At 40.1% G+C, this 16,707-nt stretch carries 15 protein-coding genes; 8 read left to right on the top strand and 7 right to left on the bottom strand.

Annotated elements, in window-relative coordinates; genetic code table 11:
• Position 1: 1 nt before the first annotated feature.
• Genes AKG98_RS01005 through AKG98_RS00990 form a run of 4 tightly spaced genes read left to right on the top strand, consistent with a single transcriptional unit; the run spans position 2 to position 3,666 of the window.
• Entirely contained in the window at positions 2-967 is a 966-nt protein-coding gene (locus AKG98_RS01005; protein WP_067040029.1) for an ABC transporter permease subunit, read from the top strand.
• Positions 954-1,844, top strand: a complete 891-nt coding sequence (locus AKG98_RS01000; RefSeq protein WP_067040025.1) for an ABC transporter permease subunit — start codon at positions 954-956, stop codon at positions 1,842-1,844. The genes AKG98_RS01005 and AKG98_RS01000 overlap by 14 nt, the downstream gene beginning before the upstream one ends.
• Positions 1,844-2,857, top strand: a complete 1,014-nt coding sequence (locus tag AKG98_RS00995) for an oligopeptide/dipeptide ABC transporter ATP-binding protein (protein WP_067040021.1) — start codon at positions 1,844-1,846, stop codon at positions 2,855-2,857. The genes AKG98_RS01000 and AKG98_RS00995 overlap by 1 nt, the downstream gene beginning before the upstream one ends.
• Positions 2,842-3,666 (top strand): ATP-binding cassette domain-containing protein, encoded by an 825-nt coding sequence (locus AKG98_RS00990; RefSeq protein WP_067040018.1) that lies wholly within the window; start codon positions 2,842-2,844, stop codon positions 3,664-3,666. Before AKG98_RS00995 ends, AKG98_RS00990 begins: the two co-directional genes overlap by 16 nt.
• 5 nt (positions 3,667-3,671) lie before the next feature.
• On the opposite strand, the gene AKG98_RS00985 is transcribed toward AKG98_RS00990, so the two are convergent.
• The 7 genes from AKG98_RS00985 to tig form a co-directional block, all read right to left on the bottom strand.
• Positions 3,672-4,052: a hypothetical protein gene (locus AKG98_RS00985; protein WP_067040015.1), complete on the bottom strand. Its 381-nt coding sequence runs from the start codon at positions 4,050-4,052 to the stop codon at positions 3,672-3,674.
• A gap of 125 nt (positions 4,053-4,177) precedes the next feature.
• Positions 4,178-6,082: a SurA N-terminal domain-containing protein gene (locus AKG98_RS00980; RefSeq protein WP_067040012.1), complete on the bottom strand. Its 1,905-nt coding sequence runs from the start codon at positions 6,080-6,082 to the stop codon at positions 4,178-4,180.
• Positions 6,083-6,169: 87 nt separating this feature from the next.
• On the bottom strand, positions 6,170-6,445 hold the full coding sequence (locus AKG98_RS00975; protein ID WP_067040010.1) for an HU family DNA-binding protein: 276 nt from the start codon (positions 6,443-6,445) through the stop codon (positions 6,170-6,172).
• A 129-nt stretch (positions 6,446-6,574) separates the two neighbouring features.
• Positions 6,575-8,926, bottom strand: a complete 2,352-nt coding sequence (gene lon / locus AKG98_RS00970; RefSeq protein WP_067040007.1) for an endopeptidase La — start codon at positions 8,924-8,926, stop codon at positions 6,575-6,577.
• Positions 8,927-9,081: 155 nt separating this feature from the next.
• The gene (gene clpX / locus AKG98_RS00965) at positions 9,082-10,356 is read right to left on the bottom strand and encodes an ATP-dependent protease ATP-binding subunit ClpX (protein ID WP_067040004.1); all 1,275 of its coding nucleotides are present in this window, start codon (positions 10,354-10,356) and stop codon (positions 9,082-9,084) included.
• An 81-nt stretch (positions 10,357-10,437) separates the two neighbouring features.
• Positions 10,438-11,061: an ATP-dependent Clp endopeptidase proteolytic subunit ClpP gene (gene clpP, locus AKG98_RS00960; protein ID WP_067040001.1), complete on the bottom strand. Its 624-nt coding sequence runs from the start codon at positions 11,059-11,061 to the stop codon at positions 10,438-10,440.
• Positions 11,062-11,156: 95 nt separating this feature from the next.
• Positions 11,157-12,467, bottom strand: a complete 1,311-nt coding sequence (gene tig / locus AKG98_RS00955) for a trigger factor (RefSeq protein WP_067039998.1) — start codon at positions 12,465-12,467, stop codon at positions 11,157-11,159.
• A gap of 458 nt (positions 12,468-12,925) precedes the next feature.
• On the opposite strand from tig, the gene AKG98_RS00950 reads away from it, so the two are divergent.
• From AKG98_RS00950 to AKG98_RS00935, 4 genes are all read left to right on the top strand, one after another.
• Positions 12,926-13,198 (top strand): hypothetical protein, encoded by a 273-nt coding sequence (locus AKG98_RS00950; protein ID WP_067039994.1) that lies wholly within the window; start codon positions 12,926-12,928, stop codon positions 13,196-13,198.
• Positions 13,199-13,347: 149 nt separating this feature from the next.
• The gene (gene coxB / locus AKG98_RS00945) at positions 13,348-14,520 is read left to right on the top strand and encodes a cytochrome c oxidase subunit II (protein ID WP_067039991.1); all 1,173 of its coding nucleotides are present in this window, start codon (positions 13,348-13,350) and stop codon (positions 14,518-14,520) included.
• 16 nt (positions 14,521-14,536) lie between these two features.
• Positions 14,537-16,159: a cytochrome c oxidase subunit I gene (gene ctaD / locus AKG98_RS00940; RefSeq protein WP_083543846.1), complete on the top strand. Its 1,623-nt coding sequence runs from the start codon at positions 14,537-14,539 to the stop codon at positions 16,157-16,159.
• A complete protein-coding gene (locus AKG98_RS00935) occupies positions 16,159-16,698 on the top strand; it encodes a cytochrome c oxidase assembly protein (protein ID WP_067039988.1) in 540 nt (179 codons plus the stop codon). Before ctaD ends, AKG98_RS00935 begins: the two co-directional genes overlap by 1 nt.
• Positions 16,699-16,707: the final 9 nt, after the last annotated feature.

The following is a 16,707-nucleotide window of genomic DNA, read 5'->3' as shown; positions in this document are numbered from 1 at the left end:
CATGTTTTTTTATATAATAAGACGTATTAACCTGTTGGTCATTACGGTCGCAGCATTAACCGTCATTGGTTTCTACCTCCGAACCCGTGTGGCCGGTGATTTAGCTTTAGATGGGAATGTATTCAGTAATTATTTTGATTATTTGATGGCAATTTCACAAGGTGACCTGGGGGTTACCACGGGTACGGGTCAACCCGTTTTCGATGAAATATTAACGGTATTTCCCGCGACATTAGAGCTTTGTTTTAGTGCCTTCATATTATCTATTTTAATTGGGGTACCCATTGGCACAATGGCGGGGATGCAACGTGGTAGCTCACTCGACAGTACCATCATGGCTATTTCTCTGTTTATCTTTTCCATTCCGGTATTTTGGTTAGCATCGTTAGTCATGATGTATTTTGCCCTTAACTGGAATTGGCTACCTGTTACAGGTCGACTGAACTTACTTTATGAGATTGACTCAGTAACTGGCTTTATGCTTATTGATACACTTATTTCCGATAACCCGCATAGCCAAGATGCATTTTACGATGCGCTTAAGCACTTACTTTTACCGACAATTGTATTAGCAACGGTGCCGACCACGGAAGTTATTCGCCAAATGCGTAACCACGTCAGTGATGTCATGAAGCAAAAATACATTAAAGCCGCAGCCAGTAAGGGCTTAAGTAAAACCCAAATTATCCTGCGCCATGTACTGCGTAATGCAATCCCAAACATGATCCCGCACCTTGGTCTGCAATTTAGTACCGTATTAACGACAGCAATGGTCACTGAAGCTGTATTTTCATGGCCCGGCATCGGCCGTTGGCTAATTAACAGTATTTATCAGCAAGACCATGCTGCTATCCAAGGCGGGATGTTAACAGTGGCCATCTTTGTGGTCACCGCAAATGTATTAACCGAAATATTAACTGTCGTCATTCATCCAATTCGCAGGAAAGAACTTTATGCCCAACATTAATGTCTTTGCGGATGAACATATTCTTTCCCCTACCGAACAAACCTGGAAGCACTATTCATCCCAACAAATTGCGATGGCCGCGCTATGGGCACTTGGTTTTTTATGTTTCTTAATGGTTTTTGCACCTTTGATTGCACCCCATGAACCAGACCTACGACAAGCCCATTTACTCTTACAACCACCCTCATGGGATGATCAAGGTACCGTTGACTATTTCTTTGGCACCGACGATTTAGGCCGAGATGTGCTATCACGGTTATTATATGGTTTACCTTTAACCTTTGGTAACGCCCTGCTGATTAGCTTTATCGCCTTAATCATCGGCACAACAATTGGTATTACCGCTGCAATCAGCCGTGGCCTGCTATCCAGCATCTTGCATCATATAATGGATACAGCGTTATCGATTCCGTCGTTGTTATTAGCGATTATCTTTATTTCAATACTTGGACCAGGCTTGGATCACAGCTTATTAGCAATTTTACTGGCTTCTATCCCACAATTTATTCGCGGTGTCTATTTATCGGTTTATCAAGAACTACAAAAAGAATACATCATTGCACTCAAACTTGACGGTGCAAATCACTACCGCATTATTCGTTATGGCGTATTTCCAAATATCATTGAAACACTTGTAAACTTACTTACTCGTGCGATCTCGTCAGCTATAATTGATATAAGTGCATTAGGGTTTTTAGGCTTAGGTGCACAACGCCCCCTTTCGGAATGGGGCACGATGTTATCGGGTGCAACCGACCTTGTATTTATCGCACCTTGGACCGTTGTATTACCTGGTCTAGCGATTTTAGTGACTATTTTCATTGTTAATGTCGTTGGCGAAAGTTTAAGACAATCTATTATTGCGGGAATTGACTAATGGCACTACTCGACATTCGAAATCTCACCATTGAAATTGAAACACCACAAGGTACCTTAAAAGCGGTAGATCGATTTAACCTGACCCTCAGTGATGGTGAAGTACGTGGGCTCGTAGGTGAATCGGGCTCAGGAAAGAGCCTTGTTGCAAAAGCAATTATGGGGATCACCAAAGATAACTGGCGTATTCGTGCAGACCGCTTACGATTAGGTGATATCGATTTACTTAACTTAACCCCTGTACAACGTCGCCGAGTGATGGGCAAAGAAATTGGTATGATCTTTCAAGATGCAGCCGCGCATTTGGATCCATCAGAAAAAGCCGGCGATCAGCTTGCAGAGGCCATCCCGTGTGATCAGTTTACCGGCCATTTTTGGAATCGTTTTAACTGGCGTAAAAAACAAGCCATTGCCCTATTGCATAAAGTCGGTGTAAAAGATCATAAAAAGGTGATGAATAGCTACCCTTTTGAGCTCTCTGAAGGTCTCTGTCAAAAAGTGATGATAGCAATGGCAATTGCGAAAAAACCCCGTCTGTTGATTGCTGATGAGCCGACAACTGCAATGGAGCCTAAAACGCAAAACCAAATTTTACGTTTACTCGATAAGCTAAATAAGTTATCACACACCACCATTCTTCTTATTAGCCACGATTTAGAAACAGTGAGTTTGTTAGCAGATAATATGACCGTGATGTACTGTGGGCAGATGGTTGAAAGTGGCACAATAGATCAAGTGTTTAATCATACCCACCACCCCTATACTGCAGCATTATTACGTGCCAATCCAGATTTTAGCCAAGTGCCACATAAAGGACGGTTAAATACCTTGGCTGGGCAGGTTCCGCTCTTACACCATTTGCCAATTGGTTGCCGACTTGGACCGCGTTGCCCTAATGCCCAAAAAAACTGTGTGATAACACCACCAATGCAAAAGATAAAAGGCCATATGTTTAGTTGCCATTTCCCGTTAAATGCAGATGAATTAAAAGGTACAAAATGTCAGAAAAAATAATCGACATCGCAGCGGAAAAGCGTGTGCAACCTTTACTGCGTGTAGAAAACTTAGGGAAAACCTATATCAATCCAACGGGTTTTTTTAAACGCGAAGAAGTCGTGGCGGTCAATAATATTTCATTTAATTTAAACCGTTCCGAAACGCTCGCGATTATTGGTGAAACCGGTTCGGGGAAATCGACACTAGCACGTTTACTGGCAGGCATAATACCGCCGACTAAAGGTAATATTTATATTGATGGTTGCAAACTAGATGACAGCAATACAGACTTACGTTGCCGTTCGATCAGAATGGTATTTCAAGATCCTGAAACATCACTTAATCCCCGTACCAGTGTCGGTCAAATTCTAGATGCGCCATTGCAATTAAATACGGATATGTCAGTAAACAAGCGCGCAGAAAAAATCACCGAAACGCTACGTTTGGTCGGTCTACTACCAGAATATGCAACCTTCTACCCACCGATGTTATCGAGTGGCCAAAAACAACGTATTGCTCTGGCCAGGGCGCTTATTTTAAACCCGAAGATTATTATTGCTGATGATACATTATCAACGCTGGATATATCGCTGCGCTCACAAATGATCAATTTGATGCTAGATCTACAAAAAACAATTGGCATCTCTTATATTGTGGTTACCCATAATATTGGCCTCGTTAAGCACATAAGCGACAAAATGATTGTTATGCATCAAGGGGAATGCATCGAGCAAGGTAATACAGAGCAGCTATTCTCTCGGCCTACAGCGGCATTATGTGGACAAATATTATCTAATCAATATAACATGAAGAGACACAGCTGCTAATGTCCTTATTCTTGAATATAGCGCTTAATCTCATTCTGATTTAACTCTGCTTCCATATCTTCAAATGCCTCGGCACGTAAGTAAAACCGCCACGTCTGACGTGGCACACGCTGCTTAATCATATTCTCACTCACAATTAGATATTCGGTGCTTGCTATATTAGTTGTTACTGTCACCTTTTGACGACCAATCACAAAATCAGCGGGCACATGCCGACCATCTTTCAACATGCCAAATTCTGTAAACACTAATAGCTCAGGCTTGCCATAAAAATCATCAGTCGACACCCAATGCCCCAAGATCGGGTTATCCTTTGGCGAATAAAACCATGCGCCAGCGAGTAACAAGAGAGTAATAGTAATAAATGTAATAATGTATTTAGCCATAACTTCTTATTCTAGTTAATAAATCCCTATTATTACAGTGCAAAAAAATCCCAACGCAATATAAAATCACATTGGGATTAATTAAACGACTAAGTAATGCTTTATAGTATTACTTAGTTTTTATATCACTCTGCAGCAACAGGATAAGATACGTCAGCGGCTTTAATCAATGTTTGTATTAACATTTCATAGTCAGCTTGCGCATTAATATTTTTTAATGTATCGCCTAAACGAGCCGCTTCTTCAGCATTTACTTCAGCGTCACGAACAGATGTGAACTTCAGCAGTGTCACATCGCCATTCAATGATGTCTCAGTGGCAACACTTACTTGCTCTGCAGCAGGTTTTGGCATTGAGAATAATGTACTCAATACTTTAAAGTCCGCTTTGGTATAATCAAAACGGCTTAACCATTCAGGTGCAGTAAAGTTTACACCAACCGTTGCAAGTTCAGCAGCAACACTTTCACCCGCATCAATCTTAGCGGATACAGTAGCCATAAAGCTTCGTGCTTTTTGTTCTGCTTTCATTGCTTTTAAACGTTCTACAATTTCATCATTTACATCCACTAATGATTTCGTTGTTTGTGGTTTATATTCGTTAATACGAACCACAATACTTTGCTCATCAGAAATGTTAATGATTTCAGAGTTTAGCGCTTCGGCAATAAAGTCTTGATCGAATAACGTTGAAGCAACTCTTGGATCATTCAAGGGTGCAGGAATCGCATTCGCAGAAAATAGCTCTGTTGATACAATTGTTAAACCCGTTGCTTCAGATGCAACATCCAGTGAATCAGGTACTTCAAATGCTTGCTCTGCTAATGTTTCAGCTAACTCATCAAAATGGGTAACGGCTTGCTCATTCTTCAAACGTGTTTCAATTGTTGTTTTAACGTCTGCAAATGCTTTTACTTTACCCGGTTCAACCGCTAATAGTTTAATGATATGGAAACCAAAATCACTGCGCACTAGCTCAGTCGTTACGTCACCGTCATTCTTCAGTGCAAATGCAGCCGTTTCGAATGCTGGATCCATGATATCTTTTTCTAACCAATCCAGTTCACCGCCATTTTCACCGCTAAACGTATCATCAGATGATGATTTAGCTAATTGAGCAAAGTCTGCGCCTGATTGTATTTGAGCCAGTAAGTCTTGTGCCTTTGCTTCAGCAGCAGATTCATCATCATTGAATGCAACAAGGATATGTGCAACTTTACGTTTATCTTCTTGAGTATAAGATGATAAGTGTTCGTTATAGTAATTTTCAGCCGCATCCGCGTCTAATTCAATACCTGCACTAATGTTCTTCATATCAACTAGGATATAATCAACAGATGCTTGCTGTGGCGTTTGAAAGAACGCTTTGTTGTCTTCGTAATAGCGACTCACTTCAGCATCAGTCACCACCACATCGCTAGCAAATTTATTTACTGGCACGATAAGTTGACTTAATTCACGCTGTTGATTTTGTAACGCAGCTAATAGTTTAACTTCACTTGGTAAGCTAAATTCTGAGTTTACTAATGCATCAGTCAATTGTTGTTGTGCAAAATCAGCACGTAAACGCTCAACAAATTGTGCAGGCGTCATGCCGCTTTGACGTAATAAACTAATGTAACGTTCGTCATTAAATACGCCATCCGTTTGAAATTGTTCCATCGCAAAAATATAACTACGGATCTTTTCATCACCAATACGTAACGCTAAGTCATCTGTCATTTTCTGTAATAAATTTTGAGCAACTAATGTATTTAATGATTGTTGACGTACTTGATTTTGAAATTCGGGTTGTTCCCAACGCGCGGCGAATGATTCACCCTGTTGAGACTCTAAGCGAGAACGGTCAGTTCTAACTTGATTTTCAAGTGCTTGCGTTGAAATATCGACGCCATTCACTGTCGCAGCGGACTGAGCGCTACCACTACCTAGATAACTACTTACACCAGCAAGGGCAAACGTAACGATCACTGCGCCTAAAATAATCTTAGCACCCGGTCCTTGTGAACCTTCGCGAAACTTCTCTAACATAATTGTATTCTCTAAACTGCAATACAGTAAATAACAATAAAAACGCACCTCATGATGCGCCTTTACTCAAAAATTAAAATCAATAGCTTAAGATTTCAATGCTTCTTTTAATAACTTCCCAGCTTTAAATACGGGTAGTTTAGATGCTGCAATTTGAATCTCTGCGCCGGTTTGTGGGTTACGACCAATTCGTGCAACACGATCTCGTACACTAAAAGTACCAAAACCCACTAAAGTAACAGATTCATCTTTTTCTAGTGTTTCTGTTACAGATTCGATCATTGCATCAATAGCACGACCTGCAGCAGCTTTAGAAATATCAGCTTTAGCGGCAACACAATCTATCAGTTGAGCTTTATTCACTTTCTTCCCCTAATTATAATCATTTATATGTAATAGTTGAACATCAATATAACTAACTTTAACAGCGTTTATAACAAGGTTAGAGTTACTATTCAAGTATCTACAGCACTCTAACCTAAAGCAATAAAACTATTTTGACACAACTTCAAAACCAGCAGGGCTATGCTCTAAAGCAAGCTCTAGCACTTCCTCAATCCAACGAACGGGATGAATCTCAAGATCACCAATTACATTGGCTGGGATCTCTTCTAAATCACGTTCATTTTCTTTTGGAATCAAGACACACTTAATACCACCACGATGTGCTGCAAGCAGTTTCTCTTTCAAGCCACCAATGGGTAATACTTCACCTCTTAACGTGATTTCACCTGTCATTGCAACGTTTGCACGCACAGGGTTACCCGTTAAGCTAGATACAAGCGCTGTGCACATGGCAATACCCGCACTTGGTCCATCTTTTGGTGTAGCACCTTCAGGCACATGCACATGAATGTCACGCTTTTCATAAAAGTCGCCATTGATACGTAACTTATCCGCGCGAGAGCGAACAACCGTCATCGCAGCTTGAATAGATTCTTGCATCACTTCACCTAATGATCCGGTGTAATTCAGCTTGCCTTTACCTGGAACAGATGTAGTTTCGATAGTCAATAACTCACCACCAACTTCTGTCCACGCCAGACCGGTTACTTGACCGACACGACTTTCACCTTCAGCTTTACCAAAATCAAAGACTTGAACGCCTAAATATTCAGATAAATTATCTTGATTGATCGTCACTGACTTAAGTGATTTGTTCAGCAATATTTGCTTCACTGCTTTACGGCATAGTTTTGAAATTTCACGCTCAAGTGAACGTACGCCCGCTTCACGAGTGTAATAACGGATAATACCCATTATCGCGCTATCTTCAATGGTAATCTCTTTTGATTTTAAACCATTTCGCTCAATTTGCTTATCCAGTAAATGCTGTTTAGCAATATTCAGTTTTTCATCTTCGGTATAACCCGATAAACGAATCACTTCCATACGGTCGAGTAGCGGACCTGGTATGTTCATTGAATTCGATGTCGCAACAAACATAACGTCAGACAAATCATAATCAACTTCAAGATAATGATCGTTGAACGTTGTATTTTGCTCTGGGTCTAAAACTTCCAATAATGCCGATGCTGGATCACCACGCATATCCGATGCCATCTTATCAATTTCATCTAATAAGAATAACGGATTACGCACTTCAACTTTCGCCATTTTCTGGATGATTTTACCCGGCATAGAACCAATATAAGTACGGCGATGACCACGAATTTCCGCTTCATCACGTACGCCACCCAGAGCCATACGAACATACTTACGTCCTGTTGCTTTCGCAATCGATTGACCTAACGAGGTTTTACCTACGCCCGGAGGACCGACAAGACAAAGAATTGGACCTTTGAGTTTATTAACTCGGCTTTGTACTGCTAGATATTCTAAAATACGTTCTTTTACTTTATCCAAACCATAATGGTCTGCATCGAGAACTTCTAACGCTTTGCCAATGTCTTTTTTAACTTTTGAACGTTTCTTCCAAGGAACTGAAATCATCCAATCGATATAACTACGTACTACAGTTGCTTCTGCAGACATAGGTGACATCATTTTTAATTTATTCAGCTCAGCGATGGTCTTGGTTTTAGGCTCAGCAGGCATCTGTGCTTGCTCAATTTTATCAGCCAATTGTTCAAATTCATCCACACCATCTTCAGACTCACCAAGCTCTTTTTGAATCGCTTTCATTTGCTCATTCAAATAGTATTCGCGCTGGCTTTTTTCCATCTGCTTTTTAACACGTGTTCGAATTTTCTTTTCAACGTGTAATAGGTCGATTTCAGATTCCATCTGTGCCATTAAGAACTCAAGACGTTCTCCAACGTTACTTAACTCTAATACCACCTGCTTATCTTCTAATTTTAATGGCATGTGAGCAGCCATTGTATCAGCAAGACGCGCAGCTTCATCGATCGCCGTCACTGAGGTTAAAACTTCAGCTGGGATCTTTTTGTTTAGTTTTATATAGCCTTCAAACTGGCCAATTGCAGATCGAATAAGTACATCTTCTTCTTCATCAGATACTGATTCAGAGATAATATATTCAATCTCGGCTTGGAAATAATCATCGCTATCACTCAAGCTATTTAATTTTGCTCTTTGTGTGCCTTCGACCAATACTTTTACCGTACCATCAGGCAATTTCAACATTTGTAAAATATTAGCGACTGTACCCACGCTATTCAGATCATCAACTTGGGGATCATCTTGAGCTGCATCTTTTTGTGCAACTAAAAATATTTGCTTATCTGTATCCATTGCGGCTTCAAGACAACGAATTGACTTTTCTCGGCCAATAAACAAAGGGATTACCATATGGGGATAAACCACAACATCACGCAATGGTAATACAGGTATATCTACACGTTCCGTACGCTCAAAACTCATCTTGTCCTCACTTATAAAACTGGACTAAGGGCTAATATTGAATATATAGGGGTTATTACTCAACAATCAATGCTAGGAGCTTAAAATATGAAAAATAATATAAAAAAAGGGGCATTGCGCCCCCTTTTTAAGATTAAGTGTTTAAAAATCTAACACTAATCTGCTGATACAGCCTTGTTCTCTGTATTTTCATAAATCAAAATTGGTGCTGATTCATCATTAATTACAGATTCATCAATCACAACTTTGCTCACATTGTCAACAGAAGGTAGATCATACATAGTATCCAGTAAAATGGCTTCTACAATTGAACGTAAGCCACGAGCACCCGTATTTCGAGACATCGCTTTTTTTGCAATTGCAGTAAGTGCATCTTCACAAAACTCGAGATCAACACCTTCTAAATCGAATAGTGCAGAATACTGTTTAGTCAGTGCATTTTTCGGTTCTGTTAAGATCTGAATTAATGCACTTTCATCAAGTTCTGTTAATGTCGCAGTCACAGGTAAACGACCGATAAATTCAGGGATAAGACCGAATTTAACCAAATCTTGTGGTTCAACTTTAGAGAAGACTTCAGATAAAGTTGCTTTCTCAGCTTCACCTTTCACTTCAGCTGTGAAACCAATACCACTATTTTTGTTAGTACGCATTTCAATAACTTTGTCTAAACCAGCAAATGCACCACCACAGATGAATAAAATCTTAGATGTATCTACTTGTAAAAACTCTTGTTGAGGATGCTTACGACCACCTTGTGGCGGTACTGAAGCAACAGTCCCTTCAATCAGTTTTAATAATGCTTGCTGAACACCTTCACCCGATACGTCACGAGTAATAGATGGATTATCAGATTTACGCGAAATTTTATCAATTTCATCGATATAGACAATACCACGTTGGGCTTTCTCTACGTCATAATCGCATTTTTGCAATAATTTCTGAATAATATTTTCAACATCTTCACCAACATAACCCGCTTCAGTTAATGTCGTGGCATCAGCCATAGTAAAAGGTACATCAAGAATACGTGCTAGTGTTTCAGCCAATAATGTTTTACCACTACCCGTTGGACCAATTAGCAGGATATTACTCTTACCTAGTTCTACACCATTTGATGTATCGCCATTGCGTAAACGCTTGTAGTGATTGTATACCGCAACAGCTAACACTTTCTTAGCATGGTCTTGACCAATGACATAATCATCGAGCTTGCCACGAATTTGATGCGGTGTCGGTAATGCATCACCTTCACGTTTTGGTACAATTTCTTTAATCTCTTCACGAATAATATCGTTACAAAGATCAACACATTCATCACAAATGTAGACAGATGGGCCGGCAATTAACTTGCGCACTTCATGTTGGCTTTTGCCACAAAAAGAACAATAGAGTAATTTGCCGTTATCCCCACTTTTTGTTTCTGTCATTCGATAACCTCATATTACAAGTAAAAGCCCAATGCCTAATCTTCATTATGGCTAAAAGACAATCGACCTGTCAAAAATTACTTAATCACGTTTTGTTATTACTGAATCAATCAAACCATAATCCATCGCTTCAGCTGACGTCATGAAATTATCACGGTCCGTATCTGTAGCAAGGCGATCATACTCTTGACCAGTATGTTCAGCTAATATTTCATTTAATTTACGCTTAGTTTTAATAATTTCATTCGCGTGAATTTCAATATCAGATGCTTGACCTTGATAACCACCTAAAGGTTGGTGGATCATAATCTTAGCATTAGGTAATGCGTGACGCTTACCTTTTTCGCCACCAGCAAGTAGAAAAGCTCCCATACTCGCCGCCATACCCATACAAATCGTAGATACGTTTGGCTTGATAAATTGCATGGTGTCATAAATTGACATACCAGCACTAACAGAACCACCAGGCGAATTAATATAAAGGAAAATATCTTTATCTGGGTTTTCTGATTCTAAGAACAGTAGCTGTGCAACAACAAGGTTCGCCATATGATCTTCGACCTGGCCAGTCAAAAAGATTACACGGTCTTTTAAAAGTCGAGAATAAATGTCATAAGAACGTTCGCCTTTAGCTGTTTGTTCAACAACCATAGGTACTAACGTGTTTGACGGCGACTCTGTGATATTATTAAAGAATTGTGACATATTATCATCCCTAAATAAAAATGGCCCAAGTGAAATACCCCCCACTCGAGCCATTATAGCGCTTAATTACGTATTTTGTTCAATCTAATAAACAATTATGCGTTTTGAGTCGCTTTATTCATTAGCTCTTCGAACGCAACTTCTTTTTCTGTTACATTTGCTTTTTCTAAAACTAAATCAATAGCTTGGTCTTCAACAGCTACATTACGAACGTTTTCTAAAGCTTGGTCGTTGTCTTTGTAGTGTGCGATAACTTCAGCTGGATCTTCGTATGCAGAAGCCATAGATGCGATCATGTCTTGAACACGTGCGTCATCCGCTGTGATTTCGTTTGATTTGATGAATTCACCAAGAACTAGACCGATTTTAACACGACGGCTAGCTTGCTCTGTGAATAGTTCATCAGGAAGTTCTGGTGCGTTTTGTGGTGCCATTTGGCCAAAACGTTGCATAGCTTGTTGACGTAATGTAACGATTTCTTGCTTAATTAATGCAGCAGGAATTTCGATGTCATTTGTTTCAACTAGTGCGTCAAGAACTTTAGTTTTTGTGTCAGCTTTGATAGCTTGCTCAAGTTCACGGCTCATGTTTTTGCTGATTTCAGTTTTTAGAGACTCAAGCGTACCGTCTTCAACACCGAATTTACCAACGAATTCAGCGTTAATTTCTGGCAATTCTTGTGCTTCAACAGCGTTTAGCGTGATAGCGAAGCTTGCAGTTTTACCTTTTAGGTTTTCTGCATGGTATTCTTCAGGGAAAGTTACTTCAACAGTGAACTCTTCGCCCGCAGATTTACCTACGATGCCTTCTTCGAAACCAGGGATCATACGACCTTGGCCCATAGCTAGAGTGAAGTCTTCAGCTTTGCCGCCTTCGAATTCTTCACCGTCGATGCTACCGTTGAAGTTAATTTTAACTTGGTCGTTAGCTTCAGCAGCGCGATCAGCAGTAACCCACTCAGCGTGTTGCTTACGTAAAGTTTCGATCATGCCATCAACATCAGTGTCTGTTACTGAAGATACTGATTTTTCGATTTCGATTGCTTCGATACCTGAAACTTCAAACTCTGGGTAAACTTCAAGCGTTGCAGTGAAAGAGAAGTCTTCGCCTTCTTTAACTTCTGCAGGCTCTAGCGTTGGTGCGCCAGCTAAGTTTAATTTTTCAGCTACGATTGCTTCGTAGAAGTTACGTTGCATGATTTCACCAGCAACTTCTTCAGCTACAGCAGCACCAAAACGTTTTTTGATTACTTTAGCTGGTACTTTACCTGGACGGAAACCATCGATACGTTGAGTTTTTGCTAAACCACGTAAACGGTTTTCGATTTCTTTGCTAACTGTTGCAGCTGGAACTGTGATAGTTAAACGGCGCTCTAGGCCTTGAGTCGTTTCTACAGAAACTTGCATTTAGATACCTCTAATGAATTTATTAACATTTCCAACTGGAAATTTATGACGCGATATTATAACTAGCAGCAAGAATAAAATCGAGCATTGCGACTCTAAATAACGCTTTAATATTTTTATTTGCTTATAATGTATGGATGAAAAGTCAGAATTCAAGAATAAAAATGATTTTTATGGGTAAATAAGATGAAAAACAGGAAATTTACTGTTTTCAATCTTGAGTTTGGTTAATTACTCGCCATCCTTTTATCCCGTTAATCAATTCCATCACCAAGTACTCACCTCTCTCCTTAAATTAAAGCATTCGCCGCAAGGTAACAAACTATAACAACAAAAATAACAACAAACAGCCCGTATTTAGGTCTCAGCGTTGAAAATTGGAATTTACACTATAATAACGTTTAAGCTGTTCACATTAATCTTCTTTGGATCATCAACAATAATGTTTAGGGGTTGCTATGACTATTATCGAAATTGAACGTATCTTTTTAGACTTTTCGAATCAACTAGAATTACTCAAAGAGAAGTACCCCAATCCAGAAATGGTTCAGCATATTAATAATCTCATGACCGATACACAAATCATCAAACTAAAAGTGATGCGCTTAGACAGCGTTCAAGAACAAGACAAGCTGGACCTCTCGTGCTCAGTCTCTAATCACATTGCTAAACTGCAGAAACAAATTACAGCGCTAAAACAATCATTTGAAGTCATCACCTTTGAGGCATAGGAAAAAATATAAACGAAATTATCTGAGAAACAAAGTAGCACATTTAACATTTCTGTAACTATACTTTGGCAAATAACAGTGAATTGTTAGATGCTTAGGGCTGTAGCAGCGAATTAACACAATTCACTCATTATCTAATCTATATCGTTATGGATAATTTTGAGGGAGGTTATGTGCGCTTATTCAAACCAAAAAAAATAATAAACACATTTATGCTAGGGATAGTTTCAACACCATTATTTGCTCAGCAGTCAAATATAAATATGACTGAAGGGGTCACAGGGATAAGTAATACCGTATACAGTTTACATATGACAATTTTGTACATTTGCATAGCCATCGCCTTCATTGTGTTTGGCGTCATGTTTTGGTCCTTATATAGTCATCGAAAATCCAAAGGCGCTGTGTCGGCGTCATTCCATGAAAGTACAACTGTTGAGATAATTTGGACTGCGATCCCCATCGTTATCTTAATTGGTATGGCGATCCCATCAACACAAGCGCTAATCTTAATGGAAGATACCACTAAAGCTGATATCACCATTCAAATCACCGGTTCACAATGGAAGTGGCACTATCGTTATTTTGACCATGACCTTGAGTTCTATAGCCGTTCAACCACCAGCCAAGCTGAAATCAACAACGAAATAGAGAAGCAACCGCACTACCTAAAAGAGGTGGATAATCCACTCGTATTACCGATCAATAAAAAGGTCCGTTTTCTAATCACGGCTGATGATGTCATTCACTCATGGTGGGTGCCTGCATTTGCAGTGAAAAAAGACGCGAACCCCGGCTTTATTAATGAGGCTTGGACCAAAATAGACACTCCCGGAACTTACCGAGGTCAATGTGCCGAATTATGCGGTAAAGACCATGGCTTTATGCCAATTGTGGTTACGGCATTAGAGCCTGAAGCATTTGATGATTGGTTAGCCCAAGCGCAAGTCACGGCAAAACAGCAGTTACAAGCGGAACAACAAAGTTTAACGACAACCATGGATATGCCGACCATGATGACACTCGGAGAAGAGGTATATAATCGAACCTGTGCCGCTTGTCACCAAGTTGCTGGACAAGGTATTCCAGGTGCATTCCCAGCATTACAGAATAGTCCTATCGCACTGGGTGATGTGGATAAACATATCAATGTTGTTCTTCAAGGCGTTTCCGGTACTGCAATGGCATCATTCGCAAAACAACTAACCAAAAAAGAACTCGCGGCAGTGATCACTTACGAACGCAATGCATGGGGTAATAATACCGGTGATATTATACAACCTTCACAAATAGATGCGGCATTAAATAGTATCAATCAGTAATTCAAGGGACAGAAAAATGAGTGAGATACAATTAAAAGATAATGCTGATCAAACCATCTTGGATGTGCCAGCAATAAAAATACGAACAGATCACCATGGCGCTCCCCATGGGTATAAACGGTGGTTATTTTCAACAAATCATAAAGATATCGGTACATTATATCTGTGGTTTAGTTTGACCATGTTTTTCATCGGTGGGGCGATGGCAATGATCATTAGGGCTGAGTTATTCCAACCTGGCTTACAATTGATTGAACCCAACTTTTTTAATCAAATGACCACGTCGCACGGTTTAATTATGGTCTTTGGGGCGGTAATGCCTGCTTTTGTAGGACTTGCGAACTGGATGCTACCGCTTATGATTGGTGCGCCAGATATGGCATTGCCACGGATGAATAACTGGAGTTTTTGGATCCTACCTTTCGCATTCTCTTTATTACTATTGTCATTATTTACCGAAGGCGGTGGGCCTAACTTTGGTTGGACCTTCTATCCTCCACTATCGACTCAATACAGTCCTGACAGTACCGCCATGTTTGTATTTTCTATTCATTTAATGGGGATCAGTTCGATTATGGGGGCGATTAATGTCATCGTGACCATCTTAAATATGCGTGCACCAGGGATGACATTGATGAAAATGCCAATGTTCGTATGGACTTGGCTAATTACTGCATTTTTATTAATCGCCGTCATGCCTGTTCTTGCTGGCGCGGTCACCATGATCCTCACCGATAAATACTTTGGTACCAGTTTCTTTGATGCCGCAGGTGGTGGTGATCCGGTGTTATTCCAACATGTCTTTTGGTTCTTTGGTCATCCCGAAGTATATATCATGATTTTACCATCATTTGGTATCATTTCAGCGATTGTTCCCGCATTTGCACGTAAGCAATTATTCGGTTACCACTCAATGGTCTATGCAACCGTATCCATTGCTATTCTTAGCTTTACCGTATGGGCTCACCATATGTTTACCGTTGGTTTACCGCTGGCCGCTGAACTGTTCTTTATGTATTGCACCATGCTCATTTCCGTGCCTACAGGGGTGAAAATATTTAACTGGATAGCAACCCTCTGGCGTGGTTCTATTACCTTTGAAGTACCCATGCTATTTTCACTCGCATTTATCGTGTTATTTACTATCGGTGGTTTTTCGGGATTGATGCTGGCGATTACCCCTGCGGACTTCCAATACCATGATACTTACTTTGTTGTGGCGCATTTTCATTATGTGCTCGTGACTGGTGCCATATTCTCTATCATGGCTGCCGCTTATTACTGGCTACCAAAATGGACCGGATACATGTTTAATGAAAAGCTTGGTAAGTTACATTTTTGGTGCTCATTAATATCTGTCAATATTCTCTTCTTCCCTATGCATTTCTTGGGACTTGCAGGGATGCCTCGTCGGATCCCAGATTACGCACTGCAATTTGCCGATATTAATAAAATAGTCAGTATTGGTGGTTTCCTGTTTGGTCTTTCTCAGATCATCTTTGTCATTGTTGTAATGATGGCTATTCGCGGTGGTAAAAAAGCCCCTGCAAAACCGTGGGAAGGTGCCGAAGGATTAGAATGGACCGTACCATCTCCAGCGCCATATCACACTTTTGATACACCACCCGAGGTGAAATAATGACAACACCTAAAATGAAAAAGCACTTACGGCTATTAATATTCAGCGTCGTTGGTATGTTCGGTTTTGGTTTTGCACTCGTGCCTTTATATGATGTGTTTTGCGATATTACGGGACTCAATGGTAAAGATTATAGCCGAGCATCAACAATACCAATAACGAGCGTTGATGAATCACGCACGGTGAAAGTTGAGTTTGTCACTTATTTAAATAAGCAATTACCTTGGACATTCGAACCTGAAATCAGGAGCGTAGAGCTACATCCAGGCGAACGCTATCAGGTTAGTTTTGTTGCCATTAATCAAAGTGACCAAGATACATTCGGCCGTGCTGTGCCTTCCATTTCCCCTGGTTATGGTGCGCAATATTTGGTAAAAACAGAATGTTTTTGTTTTCAAGAACAAATGTTAACGGCAAACGAAGAAGCAATGATGCCGCTGATCTTTTATATCGACCCTAATATACCATCCGATATATCAACGTTAACCCTCGCCTACACCCTATTTAAAAATGAGCCGACAGAAGTAGCTATGCGCTAGGAGCCCTGT

This window comes from Moritella sp. JT01 (assembly GCF_001574435.1).
In the GTDB taxonomy this organism is placed as follows: domain Bacteria; phylum Pseudomonadota; class Gammaproteobacteria; order Enterobacterales; family Moritellaceae; genus Moritella.
The sequence above is the reverse complement of the archived record's forward strand: the minus strand, read 5'-3'. Positions and strand labels throughout refer to the sequence as shown.